The following is a 21,473-nucleotide window of genomic DNA, read 5'->3' on the forward strand; positions in this document are numbered from 1 at the left end:
TCGGCGGCCTGATGCCACCGGGTAAAGATCTTGGGAGGGCGCAGAAGATCATTCAGAGTATCCTGCTCCACCAGTTTACCCTGTTTGACAAGATTTATCGCAGCCGCCCCATCAGGGAGTCGAAAATGCTAAGGCTTCCACTCCCACACGTTCCACCATACGCCTGGATTCAGCGACGATAGCGAGACGTTAGCAACCCGATCTTGGTCGAACGCGATTGTGCTGGGGTATTGAAATAACGGCATTCCATAGGATGCACTCCACAGCGCAGCATCCGCCGTCTTCAGGGCGTTTGATCGCCCTTCGTCATCGAGGGCCGGGTCAGTCGCATCGGCGATCAGCGAATCGACCGTTGGATCCGAGAAGTAATTGAGGTTGGCATAGCCATCGGTGCCGTAGATAGCCGCCGAAAGACCTACGCCGGGGCGAGGATTCTGCCAGCTGAATAGCGCTGCATCGTATGCACCGGGGGTGCCGAGTTGGTCACGCCAGTCATCAGTCGAACAATCACTCACCACGAAACCCGCCGCCTTGGCAGACTCGGCAATGAACGCGTACTCGGAGGCACGCATGTCGTCGGCGGCGTCATAGAGGATGCATACGGCAGGCTTCGAGACGCCCGCTTCGGCAAGGAGTTCTTTGGCGCCGGCAATGTCTGGCTCGACAAAGTCGGCGGAACCGTTAGCGGCACGCGCGCTGCGATAGTCCTCATCGCCGGGAGCGAAAAGGAATGAGTCACGCGGCGTTGCTCGGGGATACAGCTCCCCCAGCGCAGTCTGAACAACTGCGGCGCGCGGCACCGTTGCGAGGAAGGCTTGACGCACGAGCGGGTCGTCGAAGGCGCCACTCTTTGATTCCGCGAATTGCAGGTCAAGGTGTTCAAAACTATCGGTGGTGCCATCGATGACGGTGGCGTTCATCGTCGCGAGAGCATTGCGCACATCCTGATTCATCGTCGGCACTGCCACTTGCACAGCACCGACAAGCAACGCCTGTGCCTGCGCGAGCGGATCGCTCATGAACCGAACGCGAATCTCCTGAAACGTCGGCTCGCGCATGCCGCTGTAGTTTTCATTGGCACGGAGCGTCACGTATTGATTCGCCACAAAATCTGAAACTACGTACGGCCCGTTCGAGACAACAAGGCTTTTGTTCGCGGGCATGCCTTCGAAATTGAAGACCGTATTCCAGGTGCGAGCAATCGCGGCAAGATCATTCTCATTGCCCTCACTAATGGCCGAGAAAACGCGCTCTTTCGCCGCAATCGAGTCGTCACTGGCAAACGCCATCATGCCAACAACATGAGCGGGTTTGGCGGCAGACTCCGCACCAAAGAAGGCAGATTGCCAGTTGGCTGTCGGTTCATCGAACACGAGGGTGAGCGACATCCGGTCGTCGCTCATCTGCGGCATTTCAGTGACGAGAGCGATTCCGGTATCTCCCGTAGCGCTCGCGTCGAACAGCACGCGGTCATCCGAACGATCTATTGGCGCCCCGGTTTCGGGATCCACCGTGCTGGCGGCATCCGCATCAGGGGCATTAAGCGCACCGGATGTCGCAGCCCACTCGAGAAGCAGATCAACGGCGTCCACGGCGGAACCGTCCGACCAGCGCACGCCGTCAGACACCGTGTAGGTCACCGCGAGGGGGTCGTCGGAGACCTTCTCGAAGTGGCCAAAAGACTCATCGCGCACAAGCGCTGACGTGTCATCAAAATAGGTGAAGCCTGAGCCTGTGGCATAGGCGATCGTCGCGTTGGTGTCACTTGCGCCAAAGGACGTTGACGGGTTTCCCGACGTATAGGGGTGGGTGACCGCGACGGTGAGCTCAGAGCCTTCGATGGTGGGCGATTGCTGAGGAACACAGCCCGCCAACACCAATGCTGCGGCGGCGGCAACAGCAAGGCTCGCCGTAATTCTTGTGGCGCTCACGAAACCCCTCCTGCACACGGACACACAGCGCGCGGTGGCACGCTAGAAACGAGTCTAAGTCAGAAGGGCCGCTCCCCGAGTGGGGAACGGCCCTTCTGCACCGAGAAACTAGGCGCCGAGTGTGATGTTGGCGCCGGGGATCGCTTCGAGCAATTCCTGTGTGTAGGGATTGCTGGAGTTCTCAAAGACCTCGTCTGTTGACGCGGCTTCTACGATGCGGCCACCCTGCATGACGCAGACGTTATCCGCGACCAACCGCACGACAGCAAGGTCGTGGGTGATGAACAGGTAGGTCAGATCGAGCTCAGTCTGCAGTTCAGTGAGCAAGTTGAGAACTTGCCCCTGAACCAGCACATCGAGCGCCGACACTGCTTCGTCAAGCACCAGAACTTCTGGCTTGAGCGCCAACGCCCGAGCGATAGCCACCCGCTGACGCTGACCACCGGAGAGTTCGCCGGGGTAACGATGACGTGCGGCCTGCGGAAGCGAGACCTGATCAAGCAATTCGCTCACGCGCTTGAAACGCTCTTTCGCTGTGCCCAGTTTATGAGCCAGCAGCGGCTCAGCGATCGTGTTGCCTACGCTGTATTGCGGATCGAGCGAACCGTAGGGATCTTGGAACACGGGCTGTACACGGCGACGGAACTCGAGGAGCTCCTGTCCCTTGATTCCGGCAAGGTCTTTGCCATCGAACTCGATGGTTCCGCTCGTGAGGGACTCAAGTTGCAGAATCAGCTTGGCCACCGTGGACTTGCCAGAACCAGACTCTCCAACCAGGGCGGTCGTCGTGCCTTTCTTGACGCCGAACGAGATGTCGTTGACTGCGAGGAGCTTGTCCTTGCGGAACCCCTGCTTGCGAATCTCGTAGACCTTGGTGATGTTGCTTACCTTGATCAGGTCTTGATCTGCCGCAGCTTCTCGAGTCGCGGCTCGAGCAATGAGGGCCTCATCGAGCGATCCTTCCCCGAAAATCTTCGGGGCTTCGCCGTCGGGGCTCGACGTCTTGATCGATTGAATACGACGCGATGCCAAGCTCGGCGCCGCAGAAACAAGACGCTGAGTGTAAGGATGCTGCGGGTTCTCAAGAATCTCCCGCGACGGGCCTGACTCAACAACCTTGCCCTTGTACATCACCACGAGCTGTTCTGCGCGCTCCGCGGCAAGGCCGAGGTCGTGCGTGATGAACAACACTGACGTGCCGTAGTCACGCGTGAGCGTTTGCAGGTGATCGAGGATCTGACGTTGCACCGTGACGTCGAGTGCTGAGGTCGGCTCGTCGGCGATCAGGAGCTTCGGGCGGGCGGAGAGCCCGATACCGATGAGTACGCGCTGGCGCATTCCTCCCGAGAACTGATGGGGGTACTGCTTCAGGCGCTCGCTCGCGTCGCTCAGACCAGCTTCCTGCAGCACTTCGATAGTGCGCTCTCTCGCTTGCTTGCCTTGAGCAAGCCCGTTGGCCCTGATCGCCTCTTCGACTTGAAAGCCGATGCTCCAGACGGGGTTGAGGTTCGACATGGGGTCTTGGGGAACGTAACCGATCTGGCTACCGCGCACTTCAGCGAACTGAGCGTCAGTGAAGGTAGAAAGATCGTTTCCCTCGAACTCAATCGAACCGCCGACGACCTTTCCGGCGCCGGGAAGAAGCCCGATGACAGCTTGGGCCGTCGTGGACTTGCCCGATCCGGATTCGCCAACGATCGCCAACGACTGCCCTTGGTAGAGCGTGAGGTCGACACCACGTACGGCGGAGACGATTCCGCGCTGCGTTTCGAAGCCCACTTCGAGCCCGCGGATTTTCAGCAGCGGGGTTTCTTCGGTAGAAGCGTCAGGAGTCACTGGAACTGTTTCTGGATTGGTCATCGGCGTGCTCTCGCTTCCGGGTCAAGGGCATCGCGAACTACGTCGCCGAACATGAGGAAGGCGAGAACGGTGATCGACAGCGCAGCCGATGGCAGCAACAGGGTCTGCGGATGCGTGCGAACCGTTACTTGCGCCTGGTTGATCTCGTTTCCCCACGACATCACGGTCGGGGGCAGCCCGATTCCGAGGAACCCCAGCGTCGCTTCAGCAACGATGAAGATACCCAGCGACACGGTCGCTACGACGATTACCGGCGCGATTGCGTTGGGCACGACGTGGCGCACGAGTGTCTTGAATCGCGAGACACCGAGTGCTGCTGACGCAGTGACGTAGTCAGAGTTGCGTGCCGAGAGAACTGCACCACGCATGATTCGAGCGATCTGTGGCCACGCAAAGAGCGACAGTACGAGCGAGACCGTCAGAGCGTCGCGAACCGAGATAACCGAGAACAGAACGATTGCTCCGAGAACGGTGGGGACAGCGAAGAAGACGTCACCAAGACGCGAGACGATCGAATCGAGGAGCCCGCCATAGAAGCCAGCAAGAGCTCCGATGACGCCGCCGAAGAGCGTGACGATCACGGTGGTCAACAGACCGATCGTTACCGAAGCCTGGGTTCCGAAGATGATTCGCGAGTAGACGTCGCAGCCTTGACGGTTGAACCCGAGCGGATGACCGGCCTGCGGATCGCCATTGCTGAACTTCAGGTAGCACTCGCGTGGATCGACGCTCGCAAATAATCCCGGAAACAGGGCGACGATAAGGATCACGAAGATGAGACTGGAGGAAATCCAGAACATGGGACGACGACGCATGGCCTCCCACGCATCGGTCCATGTGCTGCGAGCCTTTCCGGTTTCGTCAACCTGATCGACCTCGGCTACCGGGGTTTCCGCCAGCGAGGCGATGAAGTGTTCTTGACCGGGCCGTTGGCGGCCAGTGTTGTTACTTTGCATAACGAATCCTTGGGTCGAGCGCGGCGTAGAGCAAGTCGACGAGCAAGTTGGCGAGCACGAAGATGATGACCATCACTGCAACGAACGAGACGACTGTGGGGCCTTCTCCCAACGTGATTGCTCGGTAGACGGTTCCACCGACACCGTTAATGTTGAAGATTCCTTCAGTTACGATCGCGCCGACCATGAGCGAACCGATGTCGACACCCAGGTAGGTGACGACGGGAACGAGCGAGTTCCGCAGAACGTGCACGGTAACCACACGACGTCGAGAAAGTCCCTTCGCCGTTGCGGTGCGCACAAAGTCAGCGTTGAGGTTGTCTGCGACGCTCGCACGAGTAAGCCGCACGATGTAGGCAAACGACACCGAGGCCAGCACGATCGCGGGCAAGATCAACTCGCCCCAGGGGGCCGAGCCGCTCACCGTCGTTCTCGCCCAGCCAAGCTGGATACCGAAGACGAATTGCAGCACGAAACCAACCACGAAGGTGGGGACCGAAATGAGCAGAAGGCTGATGACAAGAGCGGAAGCGTCGAAGAGCTTTCCCTTGCGAAGACCAGCAACGAGACCAACGATGATTCCGAAGAATGCTTCGATCGCGAGCGCAAGAATGGCGAGGCGCGCAGTGATTGGGAAGGCCTGAGCCATGACATCAACCACGGGGCGACCCGAGAAAGTGGTTCCGAGATCACCCTGAAACAGTCCGCCAATGTAGAGCAGGTACTGAACGAGGAACGGCTTGTCGAGGTTGTACTCGGCCCGAATCGCTTCGATCACTCCCGGAGCTGGCGGGTGGTCGCCGTACAGAGCGGCGATGGGATCGCCAGGAACGGCGAAAACCATGAAGTAGATCAGAAAGGTCGCGCCGAAAAATACGGGGATCATCTGAAGGAAACGCTTGCCGGCGTACCACAGCATTAGATGGTTTCCTCGGAGGAACGGATAAGCATAAGAGTCACAATCACTGAATGAGGGTACTCAGTGTAATGCCCGGGGCCAAAACAGCCCCGGGCATCACACGTTGAGAGTGGAAACTGGGTAAACCGATGAACTACTTAGTTCTTGGTTACCTCGTTGTACAGCGGGACAGAGTCCCAACCGAATACAACGTTGTCAACGCTGTCAGAGTAGACACCGGTGACGTTGGAGTACCACAGCGGGATCGAAGGAAGGTCGACCAAGAGAACTTCTTGAGCTTCCTGGTACTTCGCTGTTGCCTCTTCTACCGAGGTTGCGCTAGCACCCTCAGCAAGGATGGCTTCGAACTCGGGGCTCGAGTAGCCTTCCTTGTTCGAGCCAGCGCCATCAACGTAGAGCGGGCCGAGGAAGTTGTACAGCGACGGGTAGTCAGCTTGCCATCCAGCACGAGTTCCACCGGTGAGTGCGTTAGCGTCACGGTCGTTGAGTGCGTCAGCGAACGTGGGGTATGCCTTGCCCTGAGCTTCGATTCCGAGCGAGTTGCTGATGCTGTTAGCAACAGCGTCAACCCATGCCTGGTGTCCGCCATCAGCGTTGTATGCGAGGTCGAAGACAGTGTCTCCGTACGGCGCAATTGCGTCAGCTTCTGCCCACAGCTTCTTGGCCTCATCCGGGTTGAAGTCAAGAACTTCAGCACCAGCAAGGTTGTCGGAGTGACCAGCGATTACCGGCGAAGTGAAGTCGGTAGCGGGGGTACGGGTGCCCTGGAAGATGACATCCGTGATCTCAGCGCGGTCGATCGACATCGAGATCGCTGCACGACGCAGCTCTCCCTCTTCGCCCGACCAGTGCTCGAGGTAGTACGGCAGGTTGAACGCCTGGAAGATTGCTGCAGGCTGGTTCACCGAACGACCCGGGAAGTCTGAATCGTAGGTAGCAAATGCCGAGTCGGGGACAGCATCGAGGATATCGAGGTTGCCACCGAGAGCGTCAGCGTATGCCGCGTCCTGGCTGGTGTAGAAGATGATCGAAACGCCACCGTTGGCGGGCGTACGAACACCGTCGTAGTCAGGGTTCGTGACGAGGTCGATCTGTACGTCGTGCTGCCAAGCGCCTTCTTCGGCGAGCATGTACGGACCGTTACCGATGGGGTTCTCGCCGAAAACGTCGAGGTCTTCCCATGCAGCCTCAGGCAACGGCATGAATGCCGAGTAGCCGAGACGCAGCGGGAAGTCTGCTTCAGGGTTGATGAGAGCAACGGTGAACTCAGTGTCGCTTACAGCATCAAGACCGGTAAGTTCTGACTCTTCGTCGTAGCTGAAGCCTTCGATGTTGTCGAAGAAGTACGAGGAGCTCTGTGCGTTGCTGAGGAGCGCGCCGTACTGCCAGGCCTTAATGAAGGAGTCCGACGTGACGGGCTCACCGTTAGTGAAGGTCCAGCCCTCGTTAAGCGTGACGGTCCAGTTTTGGCCATCCTCAGACTCGATCGACTGAGCAACTTCGTTTTCTACATCGCCATCGGCGGTGTACGAAACCAGACCAGCGAAGATCGAGGTAACAATCTTTCCACCGCCAGTTTCAGTGGTGTTCGTCGGAATGAGCGACTGCTGTGGCTCGCTTCCGTTCGTGGTGATGATCGCGGCGCTGTCACCTTCGGCAGGCGCCTCGCTCGCCGAGCAGCCCGCAAGAGCGAGCGCTGAGGCTGACAGCAGTGCGACTGCACTGATGCCTATGCGTGATCTCTTCAATGTTTCCTCCTGTGCAGAATTGTGCAAACGGCACGGAATTTTTGACGCCGCACCGCGCTTGATAGTTCACACCCTAAAACGGGGGGATGCCCCAAGCAAAACTGTAAAGCCAAACGTTACACAGCAGTAACGCTCGTGAAGATTATGTGCATACTTTGCAGAATTCCCGCGCACTAACGCTGTCATTCACTACAAATCTGCGCAATCGCCTCCGGAGCAGCGCCCAGCAACGTGAGTTAACATCTTTCCATGTCGCAACCGAGCCCGGCTTCCCGCACGCCCCAGTCCATACTGATCTTTGACGGTGACTGCGCATTTTGCACTCTCTGGGTCAATCGTTTGCAGGCCATTCTTCCGGTGTTTCCCGAAAGCACTCCCTGGCAATGGACCGATCTCGATGACTACGCGCTGACTCAGGACGACGTCGAGAAAGCAGCCTGGTTCGTGACTCCTACTCGACAGTTCGCTGGACACATGGCTTTCTCCGCCCTCCTCAGAATTCAGCCACAGATCGGATGGCGCTTCCTCGGCCACCTCATTGCCACCGAGCCATTCAGCACCATCGCCTCTCTCGGCTACCGCTTCGTCGCGCGCTACCGCCACCGTCTGCCCGGCGGAACACCAGCCTGCGCCGTGCGCCCCTCCGCGTGAGTTCAACACCAGCACTTGACCAATCGCGCGGGCGACTGTGGTCAGAAATATCGATCGTTCTTGCACTCTCGCTTGGAGCATCCGCGATCTATTCGATCGTCTCGATCACGAACAGGCTGACCCGCACCGAATCGTTGTCGCAGCAAACCGCAACGCTGAACTCGTCACTCAGCACACGGCCAACTTTCGACCTGATCTACCAGTTGCTTGGAATCACCTTTGATCTCGCGCCCGTCGCGCTCGTAGCGTTTCTCTTGTGGAACACCACAAAGCCTCGACTGTCGCGACTCGGAATCGACTTCACACGACCGGTTCGCGATGGCCTGACCGGCGTCGCACTGGCACTAGCGATTGGAATCCCCGGAATTGCCGTGTACCTCGGCGGGCGCGCTCTCGGCGTCACCGTGAACGTGGTTCCGGCTGCACTCGACCAGTTCTGGTGGACCGTGCCCGTGCTACTGCTCTCGGCTCTGCGTGCGGGCATCACCGAAGAAGTCATCGTGATCGGCTACCTGTACGCCCGACTCGGCGACCTTGGCTGGGGCCGGTGGCAGATCATTATCTCGACTGCAATACTGCGCGGCACCTACCACCTCTATCAGGGCATCGGCGCGTTTATTGGCAATGTCGCCATGGGGTTGCTCTTTGGCTGGCTCTACACGCGCTATCGCCGCGTGTTGCCTCTCGTGATCGCCCACACGCTCATCGACGCCGCGATCTTTGTCGGTTACGGCTGGGCTCTCGGCGCCTTCCCCGCGCTCTTGGGCACCACCGAATAAGTTCTCCACAACCGGTACCGCTCGCCGGATGCGAGGCGTAGAGTGTGGCGCATGTCGCCGGAAATCACTATTGAAACAGTGCCAAGCCATATCGTTGCCGCCATCGAGTTCTCGACAACGATGGAGACTCTGCCTGCCGACATGAGCAGCGTTATCGATACCCTGCTCGCCGAAACCGCCGACTCTGCCATCACCGTCCTCGGGCCCGTGATGGCCGTATACACCGACGAGATGCGCGCTGATGGGCCGTGGAACTGCGAGGTCTGCGTTCCGGTGGCAAACGGTCTCATCGATCATCCGGTTCTCACGACACATGAACTCGCCGGTGGCCGTGTCGCCACCGTCACGCACACGGGCCCGTACGACGGCCTGAAGACGGCCTATAGCGCCATCTTTGGATGGTTCACCGAACACGGTCACACTTACGCCGGAGCGCCGCGCGAGATCTATCTCAATGCCCCTGGCGAGGTCGATGACGCGGAACTCCTGACCCGCATCGAGTTTCCCGTGGTTCCCGCCGCGGGATAGCCCCCGAGAGGAAACGCCGATGAAAACGAACCCTTACCTGAGCTTCAGAGACAATGCTCGCGAAGCCCTCACCTACTACCAGTCCGTCTTCGGCGGCACCACGGAAATCCACACCTTTGCCGATTTCAATGCCAGTGAAGATCCTGATGAACAAGAGTGGGTCATGCACGGACAGCTGGAGTCCCCGGCCGGAATCACTCTCATGATGGCCGACACCCCGAAAACACAGGAATACGCACCCGGTGGACCGATGTCGATCTCAATTGCGGGATTCCTCAGCGAAAAAGCCGCCATCGAGAACTACTGGGACAAGCTGTGCGACGGTGGACGAATCGACATGCCGCTCGAGCGCGCCGAATGGGGCGGGATCTTCGGAATGGTGCTCGACCGATACTCCGTGAACTGGATCGTCAGCATCAGCGACGACAACGAGACTCGTTAGCTCTCGGCCAGTTCAGCCGGCCACCCCGGCTGCTACGTGCAGTTCGGGCGACACGACCGTTGACTCAGGGCATCCACGAGCACCTTGCCGAGGTCCTCGGGCACAGCAGCGGAATACGCTGCACCACCCGTCGACTGGGCAATCTCCGTCATTGACTTGAGGTCAGTGTCGGGACCGAATCCGATCAAGATCACCGGAACGGGCTCATTCGGGTCGTCAATCGCCTTCAGGTTTTTCAGAAGCGCCGACAGGCTGATGCCGTTGTCATCTTCGTTGTAGCCATCAGTAATGAGCAGAACCGAGTTGATCTTCGACGGGTCGTAATCTTCCTTGACCTCCTTGACCGCAGCCAAGATGGTGTCATAGAGCCCCGTGTAGCCGTAAATGCGATCCGGCAACGATGCGACGACGCCGTTGATCTGCGACACGTGAGCGGGATCAGACAGCGGCGCAATCGGCGACAGCGGTTCCCAGTCTTGGGTGCCGATACGGTTTTGCGAGAAGGCCCACACCCCCAGCTCGGCTTCACCCGAGAACTTTGACAGCGCCTCGCTTGCCGCAAGCTGGAACACGTCGATGCGGCGCAGGCCGTTACTCGCCGGGTCGAGCATGGAACCTGAAGTGTCAATGACAACGAGAAGTCGCGAACGAAGCGTCAGAACACTCCACGAGCGAAGAATCTCGATCTGGACGGCAGCATCCGCCGTCGGCTTCGCTTCGGTCGCTGTCTCGGGGACTCCTGTCACCCTCAAGTCACCGCCGCCGTCAGCATCGCGGAACCCCTGCTTGGCCAAGACTTCAGCGGACAAGCGCGTCGCCGCAGCCAGTGCCGTCAAAAGCCGTTGGGGAGAGTCGGCCGCACTTATCTCGCTCGCCACTGCAGCAGAAGCCGTAGTAGACGTCGACGTGGCGGAAGCGGAAGTCTCCGCTGTCTCATCCCCGCTGATGACCTCAACGAAGGGGTAGGTCAATTCGACCGTGCCGTCCGTCGGATACAGCGCAATCATGGGCGAGGACTCTGACGCACTGTTGTAGGTGGCAACTTCGCGTTCCGTCGTCACGACAACGGTGGGCAGCGTTGCATCAGTCGCCAGCCCGAAAGCCTCTTCGGACGTTTGGGGAATTGTCTTTCCCATGGCGATCATGGCGCCGGCGAACTGGCGCGGATCTTCAGCAGACGAGACCGACTGGAGCTGCGCAAGCCCGGCAAGACTCGCGGTATTCGCCTCGGGATCGGGCACAAGGGTCGTTACGGTTCCGGTGAGCAGTGATTCCCACGACAGCGGGGTGTCTCCGAGTTTGGCTACTTGGGACGCCGATGTGGCCAGCACGACGGGGGTACTCGCGACGTAGTCGGTGATCTCGAGCTCGGGAGCAGTGCGCCCGAGCGAATCAGCCATCGACGTAACGCGATCGAGCCAGGCCGCCGAATCGGGAACCCACGCATCAAGATCGCCCGCAACACCCGAAGCGAACAGCGCAGCCGTGTCTGCGGAAACGAGTGAACGCACTTCGGTCTCGGTGCAGTTGCCGTCAGCCTCATCGAACTCCGCCGCGACAATGGTCAGTGCGGGAGCAATCGACGGGTCAGCCGCAATCACCACAGGGCGAGTCTCAGTGCAGCCGCCAGCGAGAGGCGCAACAGCGTTGGAAATCCATCCAATAGCACCCAATTGGATGCCAGCGAGCGAGAGCGCAGCAATAGCAACTAGCGCAATAGGCGCCAGCCACCAGCGTTTCTTCCACCGCTGCCAAAAGGTCTTACGGTGTCGATGCCGTCGGGTGGTCACGAACGTCTCCAGTCGGTGAAACAGCGATTTGGGGTTGTCGGGTCAACCACTCGCCGTACACCAGACGCACATTACAACATCCGGAGAGGGAAAATCCAGCCAAAGTGAAGAATTTTCTCCACAGGAGAGGCCGATGCCAGATGAATACTGGTGTCCCACTTTCGGGGGACAAATTTATGGCGCGTGCAGAACCGAACTGGATCGGTTCTGCACGCGCCATTTTCCGTCGCAGAAGCGACGGAAACTAGTGCGATTTGTTAGTGCGCAAACGCCTCGATCGGAGGGCACGAGCAGACCAAATTACGGTCACCATACGCGTTGTCAACACGACGAACCGGCGGCCAGTACTTGCCCGACACGAGGGAGCTCAACGGATACACCGCTTGCTCCCGCGAGTACGAGTGATCCCAGTCGCCCGCGATCACCGAATGCGCCGTGTGCGGAGCATTGATGAGGGGGTTGTCGTCTGCTGGCCACGTTCCGGCCGCCACGGCATCCGCTTCTTCCTTGATGGCAATCATCGCGTCGATGAAGCGATCAAGCTCGGCGAGGTCTTCGCTCTCGGTGGGCTCGACCATGAGCGTGCCCGACACCGGGAACGACATCGTCGGTGCGTGGAAACCGTAGTCAATGAGGCGCTTGGCGACATCGTTGTTGTCGATGCCGGTCGCCTCCTTGAGCGGACGCAAATCGAGGATGCACTCGTGAGCAACGAGGCCGTTGTCTCCCGCGTAGAGCACGGGGAAATGGTCGCGCAGGCGCACCGCAATGTAGTTCGCGGAGAGCACCGCGGCACCGGTTGCCGCCTTGAGGCCGGCCGATCCCATCATGCGCACGTACGCCCACGTGATGGGCAGGATGCTCGGGCTTCCGTAGGGCGCAGCGCTGACCGCTCCCCCGGCGTGAACATACGGACCGGCAGCACCGGTCTGCATATCGAATGCCGGATGATGCTGGCTCTGCGCCATGGGGTGGCCAGGCAAGAACTTGGCCAAGTGTGCTTTCGCAACGACCGGACCAACCCCGGGGCCGCCGCCGCCGTGCGGGATGCAGAAGGTCTTGTGCAGGTTGAGGTGGCTGACGTCGCCGCCAAAGTCACCGAACCGCGCGTAACCGAGCAGAGCGTTGAGGTTGGCACCGTCAACGTACACCTGTCCACCAGCGTCGTGCACAGCCTGCGTGATCTCACGCACTTCGTGCTCGTACACCCCGTGAGTCGAGGGGTAGGTAATCATGAGGGCGGCGATTTCACTCGCGTGCTCAGCGATCTTGGCGCGCAGATCATCGAGGTCGACGTTGCCGAGGTCATCGCAGGCCACGACCACGACACGCATTCCGGCGAGCATCGCGCTGGCGGCGTTGGTGCCGTGAGCACTCGACGGGATGAGGCAGATCGTGCGTTCCGGATTACCGTTCGCGCGGTGGTAGCCACGAATCGCGAGGAGCCCCGCGAGTTCGCCCTGGCTGCCCGCGTTCGGCTGCAACGACGCGGTGTCATACCCGGTGACCTCGGTGAGCCACGACTCGAGGTGCGAAATCATGACGAGGTAGCCGGAGACATCTTCGGCAGGAGCGAAGGGGTGGATGCCCGCAAATTCCGGCCAGCTCACCGCTTCCATCTCGCTTGCAGCGTTCAGCTTCATCGTGCACGAGCCCAGCGGGATCATGCCGCGGTCGAGCGCGTAGTCCTTGTCGGCGAGGTACTTGAGGTAGCGCATCATGCTCGTCTCCGAGCGGTGCGTATTGAAGACCGGGTGCGTGAGGTACTCGCTCGTGCGGTTGAGAGCCTCGGGAATGCTGGAGTCGTCAAGCGGCGTCGTGTAGCCGCTCTCCAGCCCGAAGGCGTCGGCGAGATCATTCTCTTGTGCGGCGAGCATTCCGCCATAGGGCTGCGTCGATACTTCGTCGAAGCTCACACGCACAGTGTCAGCATCCACGACATAAATCAGGATGTCACTCTCGAGTGCCTTGGCGGCGATCGCCTGAGCCTGGCCCTTTTTCGTCACCGAGAGGGTGTCAAAGAAGGTGCTGTTCTCGACCGTGTAGCCCGCGGCGGTCAGGCGTGCCGCGAACTTGGCAGTGTCGTGGTGAATGCGCTGAGCGATTCGCTTGAGACCTTGGGGACCGTGATAGACGGCATACATGGATGCCATGACAGCCAACAAAACCTGTGCAGTACAGATGTTGGAGGTCGCCTTCTCGCGGCGGATGTGCTGCTCACGCGCCTGCAACGACAGACGATAGGCGGGGTCGCCGGCGGCATCCTGAGATACGCCGACGAGGCGGCCGGGCAACTGACGTTCGAGGCCCTTGCGCACGGACATGTAGCCGGCGTGCGGTCCGCCGAAGCCCATCGGAACGCCAAAGCGTTGCGTGGTGCCGACAGCAACATCTGCGCCGAGTTCTCCTGGCGACTTCAGCATCGTGAGGGCGAGCAGGTCGGCAGCAACAACAGCGAGTCCGCCGTGAGCCTTGACCGCAGCGATAACCTCGCTGGAATCCCACACGCGACCGGTTGCACCCGGGTACTGGATGAGCGCACCAAAGCATTCCGGCAGCTCTGGGTTCGCACCGAGCGTGGCCAGGTCGAGCTCTACAAGCTCAATTCCGAGAGCCTCCGCGCGGTTCGCCAGCAGAGCCTTGGTCTGCGGAAAAGTGTCGGCATCCACGATGAACACGGGCGACTCCACGCGAGCCGCACGGCGCGCAAGAAGCATTCCCTCCACAGCGGCGGTGCCCTCATCGAGCATCGACGCGTTTGTCGTGGTCATGCCTGCAAGGTCTGCAACCATCGTCTGGAAGTTGAGGAGCGCCTCAAGGCGACCCTGCGAAATTTCCGGCTGGTACGGCGTGTACGCCGTGTACCAGCTCGGGTTCTCGAGCACGTTTCGCTTGATCACAGCGGGCGTAATGGTGTCGTAATACCCGAGACCGATCATGCTGCGACGAACCTTGTTCGCGCCAGCGAGGGCGCGCAGTTCGGCGAGCGCCTCACGCTCAGAGGCAGGAGCCGGGATCGTGGAATTCACGACCGGAGTCTGGTGAATGGCGGGCGGAACCGCGGCATCCACGAGCGATTCGAGGCTGTCGTAGCCGACAGCGGCCAACATGCTGGCCTGGGCTGCGTCATCCGTGCCGATGTGGCGGTCAGCAAACGTGCCGCTGATGAAAGGGTTGGGCATTATTCGCCTGTCAATGCGGTGTATTCGTCGAGGCTGAGCATCGACGGGAGTTCAGTAAATTCGATCTTCACGAGCCAGCCTTCACCGAAGGGGTCGCTGTTGACGAGCTCTGGGCTGTCGGCGACAGCATCGTTGGATTCGACAACGGTTCCCGCAACGGGAGCAAAGAGTTCACCCACCGACTTGGTCGACTCGATCTCGCCGACGATCTTGCCCTCAGCGACGGTGGCTCCGACCTTGGGCAGGTCAACGAAGACGATGTCGCCCAGTTTGCCTGCCGCGAAGTCGGTGATTCCGACCGTCGCGATGTTGCCGTCGACCAGCACCCATTCGTGCTCGGCGGTGTACTGCAATTCGCTCTTCTCAGCCATGATCAGGCCTCTCTTTTGTAGAAGGGTAGGGAAACAACGGATGCAGCAATGCGACTGCCCCGCACATCAATGTGAAGCTCGGTGCCGACCTCACTCACGTCGGAGTCGACGTAAGCCATAGCGATCGGGTGCCCCAGCGTTGGCGACAGCGCGCCGGAGGTGATGACTCCCACCTCGGTGTCACCGTGAAAAAGAAGGTAGTCAGCGCGACCGGCGCGACGGCCCTCGGCGGCGAGACCGACGAGAACGCGAGCACCGACATCCGGGCCCGCTTCGATCGCGCTGCGACCGACGAAGTCACCTTCTTTGCTGAGTGCAACAACGCGGCCGAGGCCAGCTTGCACGGGGAAGGTGCCAAGGTTGAGTTCGTGTCCATACAGCGGCATGCCCGCTTCGAGGCGGAGAGTGTCTCGGCACGCGAGACCGGCGGGCACGAGACCGAGAGGTTCGCCGGCAACCGTGAGTGCAGCCCAGAGGTCGGCCGCGGCATCCACATGAATGTATAGCTCGAAGCCGTCTTCGCCCGTGTAGCCGGTGCGGCCGATAATGAGGTCGGTGCCGTTGAAGGTGGCCGCGGTTTCGCGGTAGTACTTGAGTTCGTCGAGCGGTGTCGCAAAGCCGGTGAGCCCCGCGGTCGCCTCGAGGATGGCACGCGACACCGGACCTTGAACGGCGATGAGCGCGTAGTCGTCGCTCTCATCGGTGACCGCGACCTCAAAGCCGACGGCCCGTTCAGTGAGCGCTGTTGCTGCGGCAAAGCGGTTTCCGGCATTGGCGACAACCAAGAAGTGGTCATCAGCGAGGCGGTAGGTGACGAGGTCATCGATGATGCCACCCGCCTCATTGAGCAACAGGCTGTACTTGGCTTGAGCCAAGGCAATACCCGAGAGCTTGCCCGCGAGCGCATAGTCGAGGTACGCGCCAGCGTCAGCGCCGCGCACGTGAATCTCGGCCATGTGCGAGATGTCGAAAATGCCGGCAGCGGTGCGCACGGCATGGTGCTCGGCGAGGTCGGAGCTGTACCGCACCGGCATCATCCAGCCAGCGAAATCGGTGAACGCAGCACCGAGTTGCTCATGGATGCTGTGCAGCGGTGAATACCTCACCGCGGTGGGCGAAGATTCAGCGGATGAAGCTTCAGAACTTGATACATCGGTCACGGAGTTCTCCTGGCGCATGGGCTAGTGAATAGAACTCCCCCTCTGTGATGAGCCTGAGAGCTTCACACGCTAAACGCTAGCGAGCTTTCACCGTCGGCGGAACCTCAGGGTGATGCGAGGTTCTCTTTCCAGAGTGGCCAAGTGCGATGCGGTACATGAACCTGAGAGATTGGCGGGGAGGCTTGCTCCTTCGGTGCCGGCCTGGCGCCTGCCAATTTCTGTTGACTAGCGCTAGATGCCCGGCTCTCCCGCATCGTGTTGCGGCCCGATGTTCAGTTGTGAGTTCAGCATAGCAATGCGGGGCGGATGCTCGCGCCGATGAGCACGCCGAGAGCGAGCAATTCGTGCCCTTTCGGCCGACTGGTGCTCGGGTGGTCTACAGCAGCGACGCGGATGGGCATCGGCGGTCGGGCTAGAGGAGTGCTGAGCTGAGCAACAAACTGGTTTCACTGTTCACGACACCCTCCACATTGCGCATGCGGGCCAAGACACGGTCAAAGTTGCTCAGGCTGTCGGTGCGGATGTCGGCGACCAGATCCCACGCGCCATTGGTGGTGTGGAGTTCATGGATCTCGGGCAGACCGCGCAGCTGGCTGATCACGGAATCCGTCGATCGCCCTTCTACCTCGACAAAGGCAATCGCCCGGATGAAAGAAGGGTCGCGGTCTTCTCTAATGCGGATCGAGAACCCGAGAACGGTGCCGTTGCTCACGAGGCGATCGATACGGCTTGTGACGGTCGCGCGCGTGACGTTAAGTCGACGCGAGAGGCTCGCCACTGACTCGCGCGCATCAGCTCGAAGGGCGGCTAACAGGCGGCGATCAAGGTCATCTAAGTCAGACATGAACAAATTGTACAATTCTGCCTCCCATTATGCATAGTTATTGGCCGGAAATAGGGTTGACTGGGAGTTGTAGGTACATAGTGCATATTCGTAACGTAGGAAGCTCTAATACCGCAACGAAAGGAGTGACCATGGTTCACTACGTAGACGTCAACAACATGCGCCGCTGGATTGCCGACACCGGCATCGAGCCGATCATTATGGGCATCGTGGGTTACCTCGAACAGGATTATGCCAAGTGGCCCCAGTTCGACAAGTCACCTCGCGTTGCCGCCCACTCCCCCGAAGGCGTCATCGAATTGATGCCGACGAGCGATGGCGAAACGTACGGCTTTAAGTACGTCAACGGCCACCCTTCCAACCCTGCACTGGGCTTCCAGACCGTCACCGCGCTCGGCATGCTCGCTCGCGTCGACAACGGCTACCCCACGTTCTTCTCGGAGATGACCCTGCTCACGGCATTGCGCACCTCTGCGACCTCCGTCATGGCGGCGCGCGCCTTGGCTCGCCCCGACTCGAGCGTTCTCGCCCTCATCGGCACCGGCACTCAGTCGGAGTTCCAGGCACTCGGCTTCCGCGCCGGCCTCGGCATCACGAGCCTGCGCGTCTGGGACACCGACCCCGCTGCGATGGACAAGTTCATTCGCAACGTTGAGCCACTCGGTTTCGACATCGTGCGCGCAACCTCAGCAGCAGACGCTGTTGCGGGCGCCGACATCGTCACGACCTGCACCGCAGACAAGAAGAACGCGACGATTCTCACCGCCGACATGATCGAACCCGGAATGCACCTCAACGCCATTGGCGGAGACTGCCCGGGCAAGACAGAGCTCGAAGAGGCCATCGTGCGCAACTCGACCGTGTTTGTCGAGTTCCCGGAGCAGACCCGCATCGAGGGTGAGATCCAGCAGCTTGAAGCTGACTCCCCCATCACCGAGCTGTGGGAAGTGCTCGCTGGGACCGCAACTGGCCGCACGTCTGCCGAAGAGGTAACCCTCTTCGACTCCGTTGGCTTCGCAATCGAAGACTTCTCGGCCCTGCGCTATGTCTTCGATGCCGTGCGCGACACCGACTACGCCACCGACCTTGACCTCATTGCCGACCCGGCAGACCCCAAGGACCTGTTCTCGCTCGTATCGCGCGTTCCTGCGCTGACCGCATAAACCACCGGTGAGCGTTCAAGCCCCGACGGCCGCTGTTCTCATCCGCCCTCACCGGTTCACACCGAATAGTCAAACTGCGGGCGACAATGCCTTCCAGTCAACGGATCCCAGCCGAACCCCGGATGAGATCGCTCGCGCCGCGTACGACGAATCCACCCAGGTGGCCGAGACGTTGCGTGACGCGGGCGTGAACATCCACGTGTTCGAGGATGAGGAGAGCACGCGCCCCGACAGTGTGTTCCCGAACAACTGGTTCTCGACACACAGTGGTGGCCGCGTTGCCGTGTACCCGATGTATGCGCCGAACCGCCGCACGGAACGACGCACCGATGTCATCGAGATGTTGAAGCACGACTTTCGGGTGCAGGATGTTGTCGACTATTCCGGCCTGGAACACGACGGCATCTACCTCGAGGGCACCGGCGCGATGGTCATCGACCACACCAACCGGGTGGCGTATGCGGCTGAGTCGCACCGCGCCAACCCGCTCGCGTTAGAGCGGTTCTGCGCTTCGTTTGGCTACGAGCCGATGATGTTTGAGGCCCGCGATAGCCACGGTGTGCCGATTTATCACACCAACGTCATGATGTGCATCGCGACCGATTTCGCCATGATCGGTCTCGACCTGATCGCCTCGGGAGACCGCCGGATGGAGATGGCTGAACGCTTGACCGCTCCGGGCCGCACTCTGATCGACCTCACGGCTGATCAGATTGCGAACTTCGCGGGCAACGCTCTCGAGCTGAAGACTCCGAACGGCCGCATCTTGGCACTCTCTACCCGGGCGCTCGCGAGCCTCACGCCGGCTCAGCGCTCGGTGATCGAAGCGAGTTGCGAGATCGTGCCGCTGGATATTCCGACAATTGAGTTGGCTGGTGGTTCTGTGCGCTGCATGGTGGCCGGCATCCACTTGGATCGTCGTTCACGCATGGCGGCCGATGTTGCCGCCGGCGTTCCTGCTGCCGGCGCTGCCGAAGCAGCCCCGACAGCAGGCGCCTAGCCAATCTGTGGCGGAAGCGGGTCCCTCCGCTTTCGCCGCAGACCGCAGCAACCTGCGACACCGGTGGTGCCGCAGGTGCTGGGCGTTCGCTAACTGCAGTTCGGGCGGCAGTCGCGCTGTGACAACGCCTCGAGCATCACATTGCTGAGCTCGGTGGGGTTGTTTGCTTGGTAGGCCGTTCCACCGGTGACCTGGGCGATCTTTCGCATCGCCTCGACGTCGGTGTCTGGCCCAATTCCGACGAGCACCACGGGAACGGGCTCGTCGGTGTTCTTGTCGATCATCGCGTTCAGTTCGTCGACCAGTTTCTCCAAGGAGATGCCGTTGTCGTCTTCGTTGCGACCGTCGGTGATGAGGATCACCGAGTTGACTTTGTCGGGGTTGAAGTCTTCGCGCACGTGCGTCACCGCAGCCAGAACGGTGTCGTTGAGTCCGGTGTAGCCGTTGATGCGCGACGGGAGTGTGTCGATGATCGCCTGAAGGCTCTCGACATGCTCGGGGTCATTCATCGAGCGGATGCCCGCGACGTCTTCCCAGTCTTCAGTACCGACTCGCTCCTTGGAGAAGAGCCACATGCCCAGCTCGTCATCCTCCGAGAGAGTGCTGAAGGCATCCTCCGCGGAGTTTTGGAACATCTCAATGCGGCGCTGACCATCCCAGGCCCGCTCAAGCATGGAACCAGACACGTCAACGACGGTGAGGATGCGCGAGCGAAGGTTGAGGGCGTTCCAGTTGCGCAGGATGCCGACGAGTTCGTCGGTGTCTCCGACGGTCTTGGTGGCCACCGGGGCTGCGATGACACCGGACGCGAGGATCTCCCCCTCACCGGCGTTGTCGCGGAAGCCTTCGGCGTTCAAAACCTGAGATGAGCCTCGAACGAGGTCAGCAAATTCCTCGAGGAGTTTCGTGCGGGAGGTCTCAAGCTCGGCGAGTTCTGTGCGCTCTTCTTCCGTCATCCGTGACGCTTCGAGCTCGGTGACTCCCGAGCTATCAACCACCACAAAGGGGTAGGTGAGGGCAACGGTACCTTCGGACGGATAGAGCGCCACCAGAGGCTCGTCAGGGCTGGACGCGTTGTGTTCCACAATCTCGCGCTCGGTCGCGAGCGCAACCATGCGGGAGTCGGAGATCTGGAGCTCGGTGAACGCTGCCTTCGTGGAATCGGGAATTGAGCGCCCCAGATTCATCAGCACTCGATCGAAGTCAGCAGGGTCGGTGTCTGCGGCAAGGTCATTGAGCGTAGCCAGCGCGATCATGCTCGCTGATGACGACTCGGGATCGGGCAGCAACGTGCGGTAGCGGCCGTCGAGGATTGCACCCCAGCCCACCTCTGACGCTTCGAACTCCGCGACCTTCACGGCCGGGGTTGCCAGCACAAGCGGGCTCGAGGCGATCGAATCCCACTCCTGAATCTTGGGGATTTCGCGGCCGAGAGCAGTCGCTGTGCTCTCCACTCGGTTGAGCCAGATCGGCGAATCAGGGATCCAGGCGTCGGCACCAGTGGACGTGCCAGATGCCAGCAACGCGGCAGTATCAGCGGAGCGCTGCGTCACGATCTTGACGGAGAGGCACTGGCCAACGTGCTCAGCGTTGAAAGCATTCGCAACCGTTTGGACGGTCGACGAGATGGTGGGATCGGTGACGACGACGAGTTCGGTTGCGTTCGGGCATCCGAAAGTCTGGGCCACAAAATCGTCGAGCTTGTTCTGGGCGGCGAGCGCTACGAGAGCGCCACCACCGGCGAGGGACAAAGTGAGCAGGGTTGCGAGGGCGGGTGTACTAGCGCGGAGGAACCAGGATTTAATTGTTCTGGAACGGTGGCGAGGTCGGGACACAGGGGGACTCCATCGATCACGGGTGCTCATGGTTTCGGGGGAACCACAAGTTGACCCCCTTTCGGGGGTCTACACAATAGTGACACAATTTCGCGTCAGTGAAACGGTTACCCACAGGCTTTTCTCACTTATGCGATCGAAAACTGCCGATGTCACCACAAAGGCGCGCACAATCGAGCCCCTGCGCAACAATGCGTCGTCGCTCAATCAGAGCGCTGGCAGCGGCATCGCGCACCGCAACAACTTCACGCCCGCCACAACAGCCTCACGCCCGCCACGACAAAAGCGCACCTAGCCAGCTTTCGTGACTTCGT

18 protein-coding genes and 1 riboswitch are annotated in these 21,473 nt (G+C 60.3%); of the genes, 7 read left to right on the forward strand and 11 right to left on the reverse strand.

What is annotated here, in order from left to right; genetic code table 11:
• Positions 1-128: 128 nt before the first annotated feature.
• From I6E81_RS10445 to I6E81_RS10465, 5 genes are all read right to left on the reverse strand, one after another.
• Positions 129-1,931 carry an ABC transporter family substrate-binding protein gene (locus I6E81_RS10445; protein ID WP_307784145.1) on the reverse strand — a complete coding sequence of 601 codons (1,803 nt, stop codon included), beginning with the start codon at positions 1,929-1,931 and terminating at the stop codon, positions 129-131.
• A gap of 108 nt (positions 1,932-2,039) precedes the next feature.
• Positions 2,040-3,791, reverse strand: coding sequence for an ABC transporter ATP-binding protein (locus tag I6E81_RS10450; RefSeq protein ID WP_197107386.1), 1,752 nt, complete (start codon positions 3,789-3,791; stop codon positions 2,040-2,042).
• Positions 3,788-4,747 carry an ABC transporter permease gene (locus I6E81_RS10455; protein WP_197107387.1) on the reverse strand — a complete coding sequence of 320 codons (960 nt, stop codon included), beginning with the start codon at positions 4,745-4,747 and terminating at the stop codon, positions 3,788-3,790. Before I6E81_RS10455 ends, I6E81_RS10450 begins: the two co-directional genes overlap by 4 nt.
• A complete protein-coding gene (locus I6E81_RS10460) occupies positions 4,737-5,666 on the reverse strand; it encodes an ABC transporter permease (RefSeq protein WP_197107388.1) in 930 nt (309 codons plus the stop codon). Before I6E81_RS10460 ends, I6E81_RS10455 begins: the two co-directional genes overlap by 11 nt.
• Positions 5,667-5,803: 137 nt before the next feature.
• Entirely contained in the window at positions 5,804-7,414 is a 1,611-nt protein-coding gene (locus tag I6E81_RS10465; protein WP_197107389.1) for an ABC transporter substrate-binding protein, read from the reverse strand.
• A 249-nt stretch (positions 7,415-7,663) separates the two neighbouring features.
• Here I6E81_RS10465 and I6E81_RS10470 point away from each other — a divergent pair, with 249 nt between their 5' ends.
• From I6E81_RS10470 to I6E81_RS10485, 4 genes are read left to right on the forward strand one after another with little or no spacing between them, the layout of a single operon-like run.
• Positions 7,664-8,065 carry a thiol-disulfide oxidoreductase DCC family protein gene (locus tag I6E81_RS10470; protein WP_197107390.1) on the forward strand — a complete coding sequence of 134 codons (402 nt, stop codon included), beginning with the start codon at positions 7,664-7,666 and terminating at the stop codon, positions 8,063-8,065.
• Positions 8,062-8,844, forward strand: a complete 783-nt coding sequence (locus I6E81_RS10475) for a CPBP family intramembrane glutamic endopeptidase (protein ID WP_197107391.1) — start codon at positions 8,062-8,064, stop codon at positions 8,842-8,844. The genes I6E81_RS10470 and I6E81_RS10475 overlap by 4 nt, the downstream gene beginning before the upstream one ends.
• A gap of 51 nt (positions 8,845-8,895) precedes the next feature.
• Entirely contained in the window at positions 8,896-9,372 is a 477-nt protein-coding gene (locus I6E81_RS10480) for a GyrI-like domain-containing protein (protein ID WP_197107392.1), read from the forward strand.
• Positions 9,373-9,391: 19 nt separating this feature from the next.
• The gene (locus tag I6E81_RS10485) at positions 9,392-9,814 is read left to right on the forward strand and encodes a VOC family protein (protein WP_197107393.1); all 423 of its coding nucleotides are present in this window, start codon (positions 9,392-9,394) and stop codon (positions 9,812-9,814) included.
• 32 nt (positions 9,815-9,846) lie between these two features.
• Here the strand turns inward: I6E81_RS10485 and I6E81_RS10490 are convergent, their stop codons facing one another.
• From I6E81_RS10490 to I6E81_RS10510, 5 genes are all read right to left on the reverse strand, one after another.
• Positions 9,847-11,604, reverse strand: coding sequence for a VWA domain-containing protein (locus I6E81_RS10490; RefSeq protein WP_197107394.1), 1,758 nt, complete (start codon positions 11,602-11,604; stop codon positions 9,847-9,849).
• Positions 11,605-11,861: 257 nt separating this feature from the next.
• Positions 11,862-14,786 (reverse strand): aminomethyl-transferring glycine dehydrogenase, encoded by a 2,925-nt coding sequence (gene gcvP / locus I6E81_RS10495; protein WP_197107395.1) that lies wholly within the window; start codon positions 14,784-14,786, stop codon positions 11,862-11,864.
• Entirely contained in the window at positions 14,786-15,157 is a 372-nt protein-coding gene (gene gcvH, locus I6E81_RS10500) for a glycine cleavage system protein GcvH (protein WP_197107396.1), read from the reverse strand. Before gcvH ends, gcvP begins: the two co-directional genes overlap by 1 nt.
• A 2-nt stretch (positions 15,158-15,159) precedes the next feature.
• Positions 15,160-16,317: a glycine cleavage system aminomethyltransferase GcvT gene (gcvT, locus tag I6E81_RS10505; protein WP_197107397.1), complete on the reverse strand. Its 1,158-nt coding sequence runs from the start codon at positions 16,315-16,317 to the stop codon at positions 15,160-15,162.
• Positions 16,318-16,456: 139 nt separating this feature from the next.
• Positions 16,457-16,578: riboswitch (glycine riboswitch) on the reverse strand.
• 151 nt (positions 16,579-16,729) lie between these two features.
• Positions 16,730-17,161, reverse strand: coding sequence for an Lrp/AsnC family transcriptional regulator (locus I6E81_RS10510; RefSeq protein ID WP_197107398.1), 432 nt, complete (start codon positions 17,159-17,161; stop codon positions 16,730-16,732).
• Positions 17,162-17,292: 131 nt separating this feature from the next.
• Between I6E81_RS10510 and I6E81_RS10515 the strand changes: the two genes are divergently transcribed.
• Both I6E81_RS10515 and ctlX read left to right on the forward strand, forming a co-directional pair.
• Positions 17,293-18,324 (forward strand): ornithine cyclodeaminase, encoded by a 1,032-nt coding sequence (locus I6E81_RS10515; RefSeq protein ID WP_197107399.1) that lies wholly within the window; start codon positions 17,293-17,295, stop codon positions 18,322-18,324.
• Positions 18,325-18,331: 7 nt separating this feature from the next.
• Positions 18,332-19,324: a citrulline utilization hydrolase CtlX gene (ctlX, locus tag I6E81_RS10520; RefSeq protein WP_197107400.1), complete on the forward strand. Its 993-nt coding sequence runs from the start codon at positions 18,332-18,334 to the stop codon at positions 19,322-19,324.
• An 89-nt stretch (positions 19,325-19,413) separates the two neighbouring features.
• Here ctlX and I6E81_RS10525 read toward each other — a convergent pair whose 3' ends face one another.
• Positions 19,414-21,075, reverse strand: coding sequence for a VWA domain-containing protein (locus tag I6E81_RS10525; protein ID WP_197107401.1), 1,662 nt, complete (start codon positions 21,073-21,075; stop codon positions 19,414-19,416).
• Between the two features lie 214 nt (positions 21,076-21,289).
• On the opposite strand from I6E81_RS10525, the gene I6E81_RS10530 reads away from it, so the two are divergent.
• Positions 21,290-21,454, forward strand: a complete 165-nt coding sequence (locus tag I6E81_RS10530; RefSeq protein WP_197107402.1) for a hypothetical protein — start codon at positions 21,290-21,292, stop codon at positions 21,452-21,454.
• Positions 21,455-21,473: the final 19 nt, after the last annotated feature.

The organism is Salinibacterium sp. NG22, assembly GCF_015864925.1.
Lineage (GTDB): Bacteria > Actinomycetota > Actinomycetes > Actinomycetales > Microbacteriaceae > Rhodoglobus.

Excerpts from the sequence above, each read along its gene's own strand:
- I6E81_RS10450 (WP_197107386.1), bottom strand. The coding sequence starts at position 3,791 with ATGACCAATCCAGAAACAGTTCCAGTGACTCCTGACGCTTCTACCGAA.
- I6E81_RS10455 (WP_197107387.1), bottom strand. The coding sequence starts at position 4,747 with ATGCAAAGTAACAACACTGGCCGCCAACGGCCCGGTCAAGAACACTTC.
- I6E81_RS10460 (WP_197107388.1), bottom strand. The coding sequence starts at position 5,666 with ATGCTGTGGTACGCCGGCAAGCGTTTCCTTCAGATGATCCCCGTATTT.
- I6E81_RS10470 (WP_197107390.1), top strand. The coding sequence starts at position 7,664 with ATGTCGCAACCGAGCCCGGCTTCCCGCACGCCCCAGTCCATACTGATC.
- I6E81_RS10480 (WP_197107392.1), top strand. The coding sequence starts at position 8,896 with ATGTCGCCGGAAATCACTATTGAAACAGTGCCAAGCCATATCGTTGCC.
- I6E81_RS10485 (WP_197107393.1), top strand. The coding sequence starts at position 9,392 with ATGAAAACGAACCCTTACCTGAGCTTCAGAGACAATGCTCGCGAAGCC.
- gcvP (WP_197107395.1), bottom strand. The coding sequence starts at position 14,786 with ATGCCCAACCCTTTCATCAGCGGCACGTTTGCTGACCGCCACATCGGC.
- gcvH (WP_197107396.1), bottom strand. The coding sequence starts at position 15,157 with ATGGCTGAGAAGAGCGAATTGCAGTACACCGCCGAGCACGAATGGGTG.
- I6E81_RS10510 (WP_197107398.1), bottom strand. The coding sequence starts at position 17,161 with ATGTCTGACTTAGATGACCTTGATCGCCGCCTGTTAGCCGCCCTTCGA.
- I6E81_RS10515 (WP_197107399.1), top strand. The coding sequence starts at position 17,293 with ATGGTTCACTACGTAGACGTCAACAACATGCGCCGCTGGATTGCCGAC.
- I6E81_RS10530 (WP_197107402.1), top strand. The coding sequence starts at position 21,290 with ATGCGATCGAAAACTGCCGATGTCACCACAAAGGCGCGCACAATCGAG.